Origin of the sequence: Micromonospora sp. NPDC005194 (assembly GCF_040608335.1) — a bacterium.
GTDB lineage: Bacteria > Actinomycetota > Actinomycetes > Mycobacteriales > Micromonosporaceae > Micromonospora.
Genome location: NZ_JBEXIA010000009.1, coordinates 77,809 through 92,050, shown reverse-complemented (window position 1 = coordinate 92,050; position 14,242 = coordinate 77,809). Strand labels below are relative to the sequence as shown.

Annotated in this window: 10 protein-coding genes; 8 read left to right on the top strand and 2 right to left on the bottom strand. The window is 72.2% G+C overall.

What is annotated here, in order from left to right:
• The first annotated feature begins 47 nt into the window (after positions 1–47).
• A complete protein-coding gene (locus tag ABZU53_RS10280) occupies positions 48–1,370 on the top strand; it encodes an FAD-dependent oxidoreductase (protein WP_355065174.1) in 1,323 nt (440 codons plus the stop codon).
• A gap of 110 nt (positions 1,371–1,480) precedes the next feature.
• On the opposite strand, the gene ABZU53_RS10275 is transcribed toward ABZU53_RS10280, so the two are convergent.
• The gene (locus ABZU53_RS10275) at positions 1,481–4,120 is read right to left on the bottom strand and encodes a discoidin domain-containing protein (protein ID WP_355065172.1); all 2,640 of its coding nucleotides are present in this window, start codon (positions 4,118–4,120) and stop codon (positions 1,481–1,483) included.
• 333 nt (positions 4,121–4,453) lie between these two features.
• A complete protein-coding gene (locus tag ABZU53_RS10270) occupies positions 4,454–5,656 on the bottom strand; it encodes an ROK family transcriptional regulator (protein WP_355065170.1) in 1,203 nt (400 codons plus the stop codon).
• Between the two features lie 237 nt (positions 5,657–5,893).
• Here ABZU53_RS10270 and ABZU53_RS10265 point away from each other — a divergent pair, with 237 nt between their 5' ends.
• From ABZU53_RS10265 to ABZU53_RS10235, 7 genes are all read left to right on the top strand, one after another.
• Positions 5,894–7,192 carry a sugar ABC transporter substrate-binding protein gene (locus ABZU53_RS10265; RefSeq protein WP_354863172.1) on the top strand — a complete coding sequence of 433 codons (1,299 nt, stop codon included), beginning with the start codon at positions 5,894–5,896 and terminating at the stop codon, positions 7,190–7,192.
• A gap of 70 nt (positions 7,193–7,262) precedes the next feature.
• Positions 7,263–8,255 carry a sugar ABC transporter permease gene (locus ABZU53_RS10260; protein ID WP_355065168.1) on the top strand — a complete coding sequence of 331 codons (993 nt, stop codon included), beginning with the start codon at positions 7,263–7,265 and terminating at the stop codon, positions 8,253–8,255.
• Positions 8,248–9,087, top strand: coding sequence for a carbohydrate ABC transporter permease (locus ABZU53_RS10255; protein WP_355065166.1), 840 nt, complete (start codon positions 8,248–8,250; stop codon positions 9,085–9,087). Before ABZU53_RS10260 ends, ABZU53_RS10255 begins: the two co-directional genes overlap by 8 nt.
• A 29-nt stretch (positions 9,088–9,116) precedes the next feature.
• The gene (locus tag ABZU53_RS10250; protein WP_355065164.1) at positions 9,117–10,505 is read left to right on the top strand and encodes a GH1 family beta-glucosidase; all 1,389 of its coding nucleotides are present in this window, start codon (positions 9,117–9,119) and stop codon (positions 10,503–10,505) included.
• A 158-nt stretch (positions 10,506–10,663) separates the two neighbouring features.
• Positions 10,664–11,161, top strand: coding sequence for a 2Fe-2S iron-sulfur cluster-binding protein (locus tag ABZU53_RS10245; RefSeq protein ID WP_354862173.1), 498 nt, complete (start codon positions 10,664–10,666; stop codon positions 11,159–11,161).
• Positions 11,158–12,141, top strand: coding sequence for a xanthine dehydrogenase family protein subunit M (locus tag ABZU53_RS10240; RefSeq protein ID WP_355065162.1), 984 nt, complete (start codon positions 11,158–11,160; stop codon positions 12,139–12,141). Before ABZU53_RS10245 ends, ABZU53_RS10240 begins: the two co-directional genes overlap by 4 nt.
• Entirely contained in the window at positions 12,138–14,228 is a 2,091-nt protein-coding gene (locus tag ABZU53_RS10235) for a xanthine dehydrogenase family protein molybdopterin-binding subunit (RefSeq protein WP_355065160.1), read from the top strand. The genes ABZU53_RS10240 and ABZU53_RS10235 overlap by 4 nt, the downstream gene beginning before the upstream one ends.
• Positions 14,229–14,242: the final 14 nt, after the last annotated feature.

Here is a 14,242-nt window from a genome sequence, read left to right as displayed (position 1 = left end):
GGCCGGCGAAGAGTCATATGCCCGACGCTTTGGGGTAGACCGTGGCCGTGTCCGAGGGCCTCCGGGTGGTCGTGGTCGGCGCCGGCTTCTCCGGTCTCGCCGCCGCGGTGGCGCTGCACCGGGCCGGCGCGCGCGTGCGGGTGCTGGAGGCCCGCGACCGCGTCGGCGGGCGGGTGCTGACCCGATGGCTGCCCGACGGGACGCAGCTCGACCTGGGCGCCCAGTGGATCGGCCCGACCCAGGACCGGATGTACGCGCTGGTCGCCGAGCACGGGCTGGTCACCTTCGCCTCGGCGGCGCTCGGCGCGTCCACCCTGCTGTGGGCCGGCGAGCGGCGACCCGACCCGCCGGCGCAGGTCGCCCGGGTACTCGGGCTGCTCGACGAGTACGCCGCCGTCCTGGACCCGGCCGAGCCGTGGCGGGCGCCGGAGGCCGCGCGGTGGGACGCGACGACGCTCGGCGGCTGGCTGCGCGCCACGGCCGGGGACGCCGACACGGCCGACTATCTGGGACGGCTGCTCGCCGGCGGGCTGCTGGCCACCGCCGCGGACGAGCTGTCCCTGCTGCACCTGCTGTTCTACCTGCGCAGCGCCGGCGGCACCGGGCCACTGCTGAGCATGGCCGGCGGCGCGCAGCAGGACCGGATCGTGGGCGGTCCTGCGGCGCTGGCCGAGCGGATGGCGGCCGGGTTGCCGCCGGAGACGCTGCGGCTGGGCGCCGCGGTGCACACGATCCGGCAGGACGCGGACGGGGTGACGGTGTGCACCGACGCCGGGCCCGTCGACGGCGACGCCGTGGTGGTCGCGCTGGCACCGGCGCTGGCCGGCCGGATCCGGTACGACCCCCCGCTGCCGGCGCTGCGCGACGGCCTGACGCAGCGGATGCCGATGGGGTCGGCGTGGAAGGTGCACGCCGTCTACGCCGAGCCGTTCTGGCGTGCCGACGGGCGCTCCGGCGTGTCCACCAGCAGCGCCGGACCGCTCACCGAGACGGTGGACAACTCCACCCCGACCTCGCCGCGCGGCGTGCTGACCGGGTTCAGCTACGCCGGCGACGCCGCCGCGCTGCGGGAGATGTCCCCGGCGCGGCGGCGGGAGTGGGTGCTCGACGCGTTCGCGGCCGTGGTCGGGCCGCGCGCGGCGGATCCGGTGGCGCTTGTCGAGTACGACTGGTCGGCCGACGAGTGGACGCGGGGCTGTTTCGGCGGTGTGCTGACTCCGGGGGCGTGGCGCACGTACGGGCCGCGGTTGCGAGCGCCGGTCGGGCGGGTGCACTGGGCGGGCACCGAGACGGCGACCCGCTGGGCCGGCTATCTGGAGGGGGCGGTACGCGCGGGCGAGCGCGCGGCGGCCGAGGTGCTGGCGTACTGAGGTGTGACCATGGCCGGCCCGGTCTTCGGCGGGACCGGGCCGGCCCGGCCCTCGGTGCCACCCGCGCCAGCCCGGTCACGTGCGCGAACGGGCCGGCGCGGGCGCCCCGGTCAGGGGTAGGTGGTCAGGTACACCTGCTGGGTGGCCGCGTTCGCGGTCCCGCCGGCGTTGTTGATCACCCGGTTGATGGTGCCGACACCCCCGAGCGAGACGGTCACCATGTTGGTGAACCGCACGTTCGAGTTGGTGGGCGCCTCGATGGCCCGGTCCGCGACGACTGCCGGGTTGACGTTGAAGTAGCTGTAGCTACCCAGCCCCCACGCCCCGTGGCTGGTCACCGAATCGGCGACCTTGTACGCGGCGTAGCCCCGGATCGACCCGTTCATCCAGGCGGCCTGGTTGGGCACGTCGTACGGCAGCTCGTTCTGGTAGAAGTACGTCCGGCCGCCGTTGCCGTTCCAGACGGTCTGGTACCTCTGGTAGTGCTCGACGAAGAGGCCGTACATGGTGACGTTGTCACCGTTGACGGTCAGCCCGGTGTCGGCGGTGTTCAGCGTCCACCCGGTCGGTACGCCGCTGGCGGCGTGGTCGGCCCGCCACAGCCACATGTGGTCACCGATCACGTTGTCGCTGTTGACGGTCAGCGTGTTGGTGGCCTTGCCGACGTGCGGCCCGCCGATGCGGAAGAACACGTCGTGCAGCGAGGTCGGGTTCGTGGCGTGGCTCGCCGCCGAGCCGGACGGCCCGACCTCCATCAGCACCGGCGAGTTGGTCGTGCCGGCCTCGAACATCAGGCCGGCGACCTTGACGCCGTCCACATCGGCCACCCGCATCCCCACGCTGCCGTTGTCGGCCTGGATGGTGGCCAGGCCGAGGCCGAGGATCACCGTGTCGGCCCGGTTGACCTGGATCGGCTCGGTCACGTGGTGCACGCCCGGGGTGAAGAGCAGGTGCCGGCCCTGGGCGAGGGCCGCGTTGATGGTGGCCGCGCTGGTGCCCGGCTGGACCACGTAGAACTGCGACAGCGAGATCGACGAGCCGGCCGGGGTCTTGTTGTACCAGCTGGTGCCGGTCGAGTTGGTGCGCAGGGCGGGGACGAAGACCCGGTACTCACCGGTGCCGTCGACGTACAGGAACGGCTTCTCCCGCACCTGCGGGGTCTGCGCGATGACCGTGTGCGACGGGTTGGGGAAGCTCGGCGCCGGGGCGCCGACGACGCCCTGGAAGACCATGTTCCACACCGAGCCGGTCCAGCCGTTGCCGAACTCGCTGTTGCGGGAGTACCACTGCTGCTGCGAGCCGGAGACGACCAGGCCGTCGATGCGGGTGTCGGCCAGCAGGCCGCCGCTGGACCAGCCGTCGCCGCCGTTCCAGAGCTGGATCTGGTTCTGCGCGCCGCGCAGGTGCATCCGCCGGTACGGCGCGGCCTGCGACACCGCCCAGCGCTCCACGGTCTGCCCGGCGGGCAGGGTGACCGAGAGGTTCTCCGCGGCCCGCCAGAAGTTCTGGGTGGCGTTGCCGCCCATCCAGAACGCCTCGGTGCGGACGTGGCCGTTGAGGTTGACGTCGTCGGGGCTCATGCCGAGCCCGGCGACCTGGGTGAAGAAGCCGAGGTTGACGTCGGCGGTGTAGGTGCCCGGCTTGAACAGCACGGCGTAGCGCTGCGGGCCGAACTGGTTGGTCTCCTGCTGGGTGAAGAGGGTGTTCAGTCGACTCTGGATGGTCGACGTCGGCGTGCTCGGGTCGAAGACGTACGTGTTCGGCCCGAGGTTGGGGTTGTACGGGTCGGTAGTGCCGACCGGGGGCTCGGTGGTGCCGCCGCCGGTCGTGTTCACCGCCAGCTCCCACAGCGAGTAGCCGTAGGCGGTGCCCCGGGCGGTGCCGTACACGCGCAGGTAGCGACCGCTGCCGGTGACGGTGAGGCTCTGCGTGCCGCCGGTGGCCGTCGTGGTCGAGTAGATGGTGGTCCAGGTGGACCCGTCCGCGGAGGTCTGGAGCTGGAAGGCCCGGGCGTACGCGGCCTCCCAGGTGAGCGTCACCCGGCAGATCGTGCGGGTGCTGCCGAGGTCGACGCGCAGCCACTGCGGGTCGCTGGCGGCGCTGGCCCAACGGGTGCCGGTGTTGCCGTCGACGGCGGCGGACGCCGGGGTGCCGGCGTTCTCGGTGGACGAGGCGGTTACCGGGCTGCCCTGGGCGACGTTGGTGCTGCCGCAGGTGGAGGTGCCGCCGTCGGTCTCGCCGTAGACCTGGAACTCCCAGAGCGAGTAGCCGTAGCCGGTGCCCCGGGCGGTGCCGTACATGCGCACGTACCGGCCGGCGCCGGTGACGGTGAGGTTCTGGGTGCCGCCCGCGCCGGTGGTGGTCGAGTAGATCGTGGTCCAGGTGGCCGCGTCGTCAGAGGTCTGGAGCTGGAAGGCGCGGCCGTAGGCGCCCTCCCAGAGCAGGTTGACCTGGCTGATGGTGGCCCGCGCGCCCAGGTCCACCTGAAGCCACTGGGGATCGCTGAAGGCGCTGGCCCAGCGGGTGCCGGTGTTGCCGTCGACGGCGGCCGACGCGGGGGTGCCGGCGTTCTCAGTGGACGAGGCGGTCGCCGGGCGTCCCTGCGACAGCAGGGTGGGGGCGGCCTGCGCCGGGGCGGTGGCCACAGCCGGGGTCAGGGCCGCCACCAGGGCCACGGCGACTCCGGCGAGGAGGTGCCGGACGGTCCGCCGCCGGGGACGCGGGCGTACGGATGTAGCACGAGATGTCATGACATCGCCTGTCGATAGGGCGTTACGGACGCCGGGGGTGGGGAGCGGTTTTCGCCCGTGGTGCCGTGGGTGGTGCCGCCGATGCGACGCCGCGGGGAGAGGAGAGCGCTCTCGTAGGAGTGTTGCGGCGAGATTGCGACGGAGTCAAGACATCGATCTATAACTTCGTTATTTATCCCGAGGATCGGTTTTGTGTAATTCCCAACCCCCACCCCCGTCCCCCACCCCCGTCCCCCCAACCCCGACCACTCCCGGTGATCAAGAGGTTTGCGTCAGAAATCGCGCCCAGGATGACGCGAACCTCTTGATCACCGGGTGGAGGAGGAGGCGGGGTCAGGTGCGGCGGACGCCGCCGTCGGTGAGGAAGCGGGCGATCGGGAGGGTGGCCGCTCCCAGGGCCACCGCGTCCACGCCGAGGCGGCACAGCTCGATCGACGCCTGCTCGTACGGCTGGCGCAGCGCCTGCCGACCGGCGGCCTCGCGGACGGCCGGCAGCAGATCGCCCAGCGCCATCGCCGCCCACCCACCGAGGACGACCCGCTCCGGGTTGAACAGGTTGATCAGGTTGGCCACCCCCGCGCCGAGATAGCCGGCGGTGTCGTCCAGCACCCGGCGGGCGGTGGCCGACGACTCGGCGGCGGTGACCAGCGCGGCGAGCTGCGACTCCTCGTCCTCGCCCGGCACGGCGCGACCCCGACGCGCCTCGCGGTAGCGGTCGATGATCGCCTCCGCCCCCACGTACGCCTCCAGGCAGCCGCGCGCGCCGCACCGGCAGGCCCGGCCGCCGTACACCAGGGTGGTGTGCCCCCACTCCCCCGCGCTGCTGGACGCGCCCCGGTAGGTGGCGCCGTTGGTCACCACGGCCGCGCCCACGCCGGAGCCGACCAGCGCGAAGACGGCGTGCCGGGCGCCGCGCCCGGCGCCGAACCACATCTCGGCCTGGCCGAGGGTCTTCGCGCCGTTGTCGATGTGCAGCGGCAGGTCGGTGCCGGCGGCGATGAGGCGCTCCAGCGGCACCCGGTCCCAGCCGAGGGCCTGGGCGTGCACGACGGCCTGGACGCCCTGCTCGACCACGCCGGAGACGCCGATACCGACGCCGAGCACGTCGGCGGTGGCCACCCGGGCCTTCCCGGTGACCACCTCGATGCCGGCCAGCACGTGCCCGGCCACCACGTCGGGCTCGGTGCGCGCCGGGTCGAGCGGGTACTCGATGCTGGCGAGCAGGGTCATCGCGAAGTCGAAGAGCTCGACCCGGACCCGGGTCTCGCCGACGTCCACGCCGATCACGAAGGCGTACCGGGGGGCGACCCGCAGCAGCATGCTGGGGCGGCCGCCGTCGGACTCGGCGGCGCCGGCCTCGGCGACGATGCCCTCGTCGATCAGGTCGGCCACCACGTTGCTCACCGCCGGCTGGCTCAGCCCCGTGCTGCGCACCAGGTCCTGCCGGGTGAGCGGAGCATCGAGGAAGAGCTTCGTCAGCAGGGCGGACCGGTTGCGCAGCCGGACGCTCCGGTTGGTGGCACGCGCCAGCTCCACTCGTCACCTCGTTCCCGTCGGCCGTTGGTGGCGACTGTAACCGCACCGTGCTTGACGACCCACCTGCCAGCAACTTTAATGACGACATTCATTAAGCCGTGATGTAACTCCCGGGAAACGCCGGCGGACCCCCGACGGCGCATCCGGAGAAACCCCGTCCGCAGCCGACCACCGTCGCCGCACCCCTATCGACGACGGCGGCCGGCGGACCCCCACCACGCACCGGAAGGGCTGACCGTGTCGAGACGACACCTCGGGATATTCACCGCCGCCGTACTGGCCGCCGCATCGCTGACCGCCTGTGGCGGCTCCGGCGACGACTCCGCCGCATCGCCCAAGACCCTCACCTACTGGGCCAGCAACCAGGGCGCCAGCCTGGAGGCCGACAAGACCATCCTCCAGCCGGAGCTGGACAAGTTCGAGAAGCAGTCCGGCATCAAGGTCAACGTCGAGGTCGTCCCCTGGTCGGACCTGCTCAACCGGCTGCTCGCCGCCGCCGCCTCGGGCAAGGGCCCGGACGTGGTGAACATCGGCAACACCTGGTCGGCGTCGTTGCAGGCCACCGGCGCGCTCGTCGAGTTCGACGACGCCGCCCTGCAGGCCGTGGGCGGCAAGGACCGGATCGTGCCCGCCGCGCTCGCCGCCGCCGGCGCCCCCGGCAAGCCGCCGGCCGCCGTGCCGCTCTACAGCATGGCGTACAGCCTGTACTACAACAAGAAGTCGTTCGCCGACGCCGGCATCACCGCGCCGCCGACCACCTGGGAGCAGCTCGCCGAGTACGGCAAGAAGCTCAGCACCGGCGGCAAGTGGGGCCTGGCGATCGAGGGCGCCAACCCGTCGGAGAACGCGCACCACGCCTTCACCTTCAGCCAGCAGTACGGCGGTGAGTGGTTCGACTCGGCCGGCAAGCCGACCTTCGACACCCCGCAGAACGTCTCGGCCATCAAGCGCTACATCGACTTCATGGCCGCCGACAAGATCACCAACCCGAGCAACGCGGAGTACGCGCAGAACCAGTCGGTCTCCGACTTCGCCAACGGCAAGGCCGCCATGCTGCTCTGGCAGTCCGCCGGCTCGAACCTCAAGACGCAGAACATGCCCGCCGACGCGTACGGGGTGGCCCCGGTGCCGTTCCTGGCCAGCCCGCCGGCCGGCGGCAAGAAGGTCAACAGCATGGTCGCCGGCATCAACATGGCGGTCTTCAAGCACACCAAGAACAAGGACGGCGCACTGAGCTTCGTCAAGTTCATGACCAGCGACGAGGAGCAGACGCTCCTCAACAAGACGTACGGCTCGCTGCCGGCCGTGAAGACCGCTGCCTCCGACCCGGCGTTCAGCGCGCCGGAGCAGAAGAGCATCCAGGAGACGCTGGTCACCACCGCCGCCCCGCTGCCGCAGGTGCCCGACGAGAGCACCTTCGAGACCCTGGTCGGCACCGCGATGAAGGAGTTGTTCGCCGACGCGGCGAGCGGCAAGCCGGTCACCGAGCAGTCGGTGAAGGCGAAGCTGACCGACGCGCAGCAGAAGATGCGCTGACCCACGCAGCGCCGGTGGCCGTGGTCGGGCGACGAGCCCGGCCACGGCCACCGCCTCCGAGAGGACCCCGATGGCAACCAGCACCACCGCGCCGAACGCCGACCGGCGCGTACCCCGGGCCGGGTCACCCGCCCGGGGGGCCGCCCGCCGGCCGCGCGGCCCCCGCCGCTCGCTCCTGCCGTACCTGCTGCTCGCCCCGGCCATCGTGCTGGAACTCGCCATCCACGTGATCCCGATGGTGGTCGGGGTCTGGATGAGCCTGCTGGAGCTGACCCAGTTCCACATCCGGGACTGGTCCACCGCGCCCTTCGTCGGGCTGGAGAACTACCGGGCCACGCTCGACCTGAACTCCGCCGCCGGCAAGGAGCTGCTGCACTCGTTCTGGGTGACGCTGATCTACAGCCTGCTCTCGGTCGGGTTCGCCTGGCTGCTCGGCATCGCGGCGGCCGTCGTGCTGCAGAAGCCGTTTCGCGGGCGGGCCATCCTGCGGGCGCTGTTCCTCACCCCGTACGCCCTGCCGGTCTACACCGCCGTGATCACCTGGAGCTTCCTGCTGCAGCGCGACACCGGCCTGGTCAACCACGTGCTCGTCGACCAGCTCGGGCTGCTGAACGAGCGGCCCTTCTGGCTGATCGGCGACAACAGCTTCTGGTCACTGCTGGTGGTGTCGGTCTGGCGCAACTGGCCGTTCGCGTTCCTCTGCCTGATGGCCGGCCTGCAGAACGTGCCGGGCGAGCTGTACGAGGCCGCCGCGATCGACGGCGCGGGATTCTGGCGCCGGCTGCGCTCGGTCACCCTGCCCATGCTGCGGCCGGTGAACCTGGTGCTGCTGCTGGTGCTGTTCCTGTGGACGTTCAACGACTTCAACACCCCGTACGTGCTCTTTGGCGGCTCCGCGCCCGAGCAGGCCGACCTGATCTCCATCCACATCTACCGCAGCTCCTTCAAGACCTGGGACTTCGGGTCGGGCTCGGCGATGTCGGTGGCGCTGCTGCTGTTCCTGCTGGTCGTCTCGGCCGCGTACCTGCTGATCACCAACCGCCGGAGGGACGACCATGCGTGAGACCGCCGGTGAGCGCTGGGGCCGGCGCATCGTGCTGACCCTGCTCACCCTCTTCGTCGTCATTCCGCTGTACGTGATGATCACCTCGGCGGCGAAACCGTTGCGGGACGTGCAGAACGGGTTCACCTGGTGGCCCAGCCGGCCCACCCTGCAACCGTTCGTCGACATGTGGAGCACCGTGCCGCTGGCCCGCTACCTGGTCAACAGCCTGGTGGTGTCGAGCGTCGCGGCGGTCTGCTCGGTGGCCGTGGCCATCTTCGCGGCGTTCGCGGTCAGCCGATACCGCTTCCGCGGCCGGGGCGTCTTCTCGGTGACGGTGCTGTCCACCCAGATGTTCCCCGGCATCCTGTTCCTGCTGCCGCTGTTCCTCATCTACGTCAACCTGGGCAACGCCACCGGAATCGAGCTGTACGCCAGCCGCACCGGCCTGATCATCACGTACCTGACCTTCTCGCTGCCGTTCTCGATCTGGATGCTGGTCGGCTACTTCGACTCGATCCCGCGCGGGCTGGACGAGGCGGCGCAGGTCGACGGGGCCGGGCCGCTGCGCATCCTGTTCCGGGTCATCCTGCCGGCCGCCGTGCCCGGCGTGGTCGCGGTGACCGTGTACGCGTTCATGACCGCCTGGGGTGAGGTGCTGTTCGCCTCCGTGATGACCGACGAGGGCAGCCGCACCCTGGCCGTCGGCCTGCAGGGCTACTCCACCCAGTTCAACGTCTACTGGAACCAGATCATGGCCGCCTCGCTGGTGGTCAGCATCCCGGTCGTCGCCGGGTTCCTGGCCTTGCAGCGCTATTTCGTCGCCGGCCTCACCGCCGGTGCCGTCAAGTGAGTCACCCCATCCCAGAGGAGAACCGTCCCGTGCCCGACCTGTCCAAGCTGCCACCCGACTTCCTCTGGGGCGTCGCCACGGCGGCGTACCAGATCGAGGGGGCCGTCGACGTCGACGGCCGGGCGCCGTCCATCTGGGACACCTTCTCGGCGATCCCCGGCAACGTCGACAACGGCGACACCGGCGCGGTGGCCTGCGACCACTACCACCGGTGGCCGGAGGATCTTGCGTTGCTGCGCCGGCTCGGCGTGGACGCGTACCGTTTCTCGGTGGCCTGGCCCCGGGTGATGCCCGACGGCGTCGGGCGGGTCAACCCCGCCGGGCTGGACTTCTACGACCGGCTCGTCGACACGCTGCTCGCCGACGGGGTCCGGCCGTTCGTCACGCTCTACCACTGGGACCTGCCGCAGGTTCTCCAGGATCGCGGCGGTTGGCCGGAGCGCGCCACGGCCGAGGCGTTCGCCGACTACGCGGCGGTGGTCGCCGCCCGCCTCGGCGACCGGGTGGCCGACTGGAACACGGTCAACGAGCCGCTCTGCGTGTGCTGGATCGGGCACCTGGAGGGGAAGATGGCCCCCGGCGAGCGGGACCTGACCCGCGCCGTGCACGCCTCGCACCACGCGCTGCTCGGGCACGGCCTGGCCACCCAGGCGATCCGGGCCAACGCCGCCCGACCGGCGTCGGTCGGTCTGGTGCTCAACCTCAGCCCGATCGAGCCGGCGACCGACCGACCCGAGGACGTCGCGGCGGCCCGGCGGGCCGACGGGCACGTCAACCGCTGGTGGCTGGACCCGATCCACGGGCGCGGCTACCCCGCCGACATGATCGACACGTACGGGGTCGAGCCGCCGGTGCGCGGTGACGACCTGGCGGTGATCGCCACGCCGACCGACTTCCTCGGGGTGAACTACTACTTCCGTCAACTGGTCGTCGACGACCCGACCGGCCCGGCGCCGTACGCGAAGCAGGTGCCGGTGCCCGGTTCGGTGGAGACCGCCATGGGCTGGGAGATGTACCCGGCGGGCCTGGAGCGACTGCTGGTCGACGTGCACGAGGAGTACCGGCCGGGGCGGATCATCGTCACCGAGAGCGGCTCGGCGTGGCTCGACGAGGTCACCGCCGACGGCACGGTCGAGGACAAGGAGCGCACCGACCACCTGGAGCAGCACCTGGCGGCGTGCGCGTCGGCGGTGGCCCGGGGGGTGCCGCTGGACGGCTACTTCGTGTGGTCGCTGCTGGACAACTTCGAGTGGGCGTACGGCTACGACAAGCGCTTCGGGCTGGTGCACGTCGACTACGCCACCCAGCGGCGGACGGTGAAGGCGAGCGGCCTGCGCTACGCGGAGCTGATCCGCGCCCACCGACACCTCGCCCGCGCCACCGCCAACGCCGACGACGCCGCCGCGCCGGTGGCCTGAGCCCGCAAGCCCCGGGCACCGCAGCCGGCGGCGCCCGGGGCGCCCCACGATGGGCTCTGTGCGTAATTCGCCCGCTTATGTGCCACTGCCGTTAGTCTGGGCCGGTGCGGGGCGGACCGGAGAACGAGACGACGACCAACGAGCGTCACTCGTCCCGGGTGGCGTTCGAGGTCAACGGCGACCGCCGTGAGCTGACGCTGGACAACCGCACCACCCTGCTCGACGCGCTGCGCGAGCACCTGGGCCTGACCGGGGCGAAGAAGGGCTGCGACCACGGCCAGTGCGGCTCCTGCACGGTGCTGCTGGACGGTCGCCGGGCGAAGAGCTGTCTCGTCTTCACGGTCACGGTGGACGGCCGGTCGGTGCTGACCGTCGAAGGGCTCGCCGGTCCGGACGACCTGTCCCCGTTGCAGGCCGCGTTCGTCGCACACGACGCGTTCCAGTGCGGCTACTGCACCCCGGGGCAGCTCTGCTCCGCCCGGGGCATGCTCGACGAGGTCGCCCGGGGATGGCCCAGCGCGGTCACCGACGACCTCGACTCGCCGCCCGAGCTGACCGACGCCGAGATCCGGGAGCGGATGGCCGGCAACCTCTGCCGCTGCGCCGCGTACCCGCACATCGTCGCCGCGATCCGCGAGACGGCGACCACGCCGTGAGGCCGTTCCGCTACCACCGGCCGGCCGACGTGGCCGACGCCGTCGCCGTGCTGGCCGGCGAGCCGCACGCGGCGTACCTGGGCGGCGGGACCAACCTGGTGGACCTCATGAAGCTCGGGGTGCAGCGGCCCGAGCTGCTGGTGGACGTGACCCGGCTGCCTCTGGACACGGTCGAGGAGCTGCCCGACGGTGGGCTGCGCATCGGCGCGACGGTGCGCAACAGCGACCTCGCCGCCCACCCGGCGGTTCGCCGCGACTACCCGGTGCTGGCCCGCGCCCTGCTCGCCGCCGCGTCCGGTCAGCTGCGCAACCTGGCCACCACCGGCGGCAACCTGTTGCAGCGCACCCGCTGCGTCTACTTCCAGGACACCGGCAAGGCGTGCAACAAGCGCGACCCGGGCAGCGGCTGCGCCGCCCTGCACGGGCAGAACCGCGACCTCGCCGTGCTGGACTGGTCCGAACAGTGCGTGGCCACCCACCCGTCGGACCTGGCGGTCGCCCTCGCCGCGCTGGACGCCGTGGTGGAGGTGCACGAGGCCGACGGTCCCCGCGACGTCCCGCTCGCCGCGCTGTACCGCTCCCCCGGCGCGCATCCGGAGCGGGAGACGACTCTGGCGCGTGGCGCGCTGATCACCGCCGTACGGCTGCCCGCGTTGCCGGCCGCGCGCCGTTCGGCGTACCTCAAGGTGCGCGACCGGGCGTCGTTCGCCTTCGCGGCCGGCTCGGTGGCCGCCGTCCTCGACCTCGACGGCGACGTGGTCCGCGACGTGCGCCTGGCGTACGGGGCGGTGGCGCACCGGCCGTGGCGGGCGTACCGGGCCGAGGAGGAGCTGCGGGGTCGACTGTTCAGCCCGGAGCTGGCGGCGCGGGCCGCCGACGCCGAGTTGACCGAGGCTCGGCCGCTGCGGCACAACGGCTTCAAGCTGCCCCTGACCCGGGCCATCACGGTGCGGGTGCTCAGCGAGTTGGCAGCCTCGTGAGCACCGGCGCGGTCGGTCGGGCGCATCCCCGGCTGGAGGGTCGGGAGAAGGTCACCGGCACGGCCCGGTACGCGGTGGAGTACCCGGTGGACGGCGTCACCTACGGCTGGGCGGTGCAGGCGGCCGTGGTCCGGGGCCGGATCACCCGCGTCGACACCGACGAGGCCCTGGCGTCGCCCGGCGTGCTTGCCGTACTGCACCACGGCAACGCGCCCCGGATCGCGCCGGGCCCGCAGCCGGAGCTGTGGTTGTTGCAGGAGCCGGCGGTAAACCATCGAGGGCAGTTCGTCGCGGTGGTGGTGGCCACCAGCCTGGAGGCGGCCCGCGAGGGTGCCCGACTGGTGCGCATCGACTACGACGCCACGCCGCACAGCACCGTGCTCACCGACGACCACCCCGGCCTGTACCGGCCGGAGCACGTCAACCCCAGCTATCCGACGGACACGGCCGAGGGTGACTTCGACGCCGGGTACGCCGCCGCGCCGGTGCGGGTGGACGCCACCTACCGGACACCGGCGTACCACAACAATCCGATGGAGCCGCACGCCACGACGGCACGGTGGCACGACGGGCGGCTGCTGGTGCACGACTCGACCCAGGGCGCCGCGCCGGTGCAGACCACGCTGGCCGAGCTGTTCGGGCTGCCCCAGGAGTCCGTGCGGGTCATCGCCGAGCACGTCGGCGGCGGCTTCGGCAGCAAGGGCTCCGCCAAGGCGGCGGTGGTGCTCGCCGCGCTCGCCGCCCGGCACGTGGACCGCCCGGTCAAGTTGGCGCTGACCCGCCAGCAGCTGTTCGGGCCGATCGGCTACCGCACGCCCAGCATCCAACGGGTCCGCCTCGCCGCCGACACCGACGGTCGGCTCACCGCGGTCTGTCACGACGCGATCAGCCAGACCTCGACCGTCCGGGAGTTCGCCGAGCAGATCGCCGTCTACACCCGCAGCATGTACGCGGCGCCGCACCAACGCACCACCCACCGGCTGGTCCGCCTCGACGTGCCCACGCCGTTCTGGATGCGCGCCCCCGGCGAGTGCCCCGGCGCGTACGCCCTGGAGTCGGCGATGGACGAGCTGGCCATCGCCGTCGGCGTCGACCCGGTGGAGCTGCGGATCCGCAACGACGCCCAGGTCGACCCCGACCAGGGGGAGCCGTTCACCAGCCGCAATCTGGTGGCCTGCCTGCGCGAGGGGGCGCAGCGGTTCGGCTGGGCGCAGCGGGATCCCACGCCTCGGGCCCGGCGCGACGGGCGGTGGCTGATCGGCACCGGGGTGGCCGGGTCGAGCTACCCGGCCCGGGCGAGACCGTCCTCGGCGGCGGCCACCGCCCGGCCCGACGGCACCTTTCTGGTACGGATCGACGCCACCGACATCGGCACCGGTGCCAGGACGGCGCTCTGGCAGGTGGCCGCCGACGCGCTGGGGGTGCCGCCCGAGCGGGTCGAGATCCGCATCGGCGACAGCGACCTCCCGGTGGCTCCCGTGGCCGGGGGCTCGATGGGCACCGCCTCGTGGAGCTGGGCCGTGATCCGGGCCTGCGAGGCGTTGCGCGGGAAGCTGCGCGACGGTGCACCGCCGGGCACCGAGGTCAGCGCCGAGGCGGACACCACCGACGAGGTGGGCGGTCAGCCCGAGCGGCCCCGGTACGCGTACGGGGCGCAGTTCGTCGAGGTGCGGGTGGACGCGGACACCGGCGAGGTGCGGGTGAACCGGATGCTCGGGGTGTTCGCCGCCGGCCGGGTGGTGAACCCGACGACGGCGCGCAGTCAGCTGATCGGCGGCATGACGATGGGGCTGTCCATGGCGCTGCACGAGGAGGGCCTGCTCGACGAGCGCTACGGCGACTGGGTCAACCACGACCTGGCCACGTACCACATCACCGGCTGCGCGGACGTCGAGGCCATCGAGGCGTACTGGCTGGACGAGCGGGACGACGAGCTGAACCCGGCCGGGGTGAAGGGCGTCGGCGAGATCGGCATCGTCGGCACCGCGGCGGCGGTCGCCAACGCCGTCCACCACGCCACCGGCGTCCGCATCCGGGACCTGCCGATCCGGTTGGACAAGCTGGTCGGAGCTTCAGGTTTGGCTTAAATAAGCCAGCGGTG

Coding starts and splice junctions, on each gene's coding strand:
- ABZU53_RS10275 (WP_355065172.1), bottom strand. CDS start 4,120: ATGACATCTCGTGCTACATCCGTACGCCCGCGTCCCCGGCGGCGGACC.
- ABZU53_RS10260 (WP_355065168.1), top strand. CDS start 7,263: ATGGCAACCAGCACCACCGCGCCGAACGCCGACCGGCGCGTACCCCGG.
- ABZU53_RS10255 (WP_355065166.1), top strand. CDS start 8,248: ATGCGTGAGACCGCCGGTGAGCGCTGGGGCCGGCGCATCGTGCTGACC.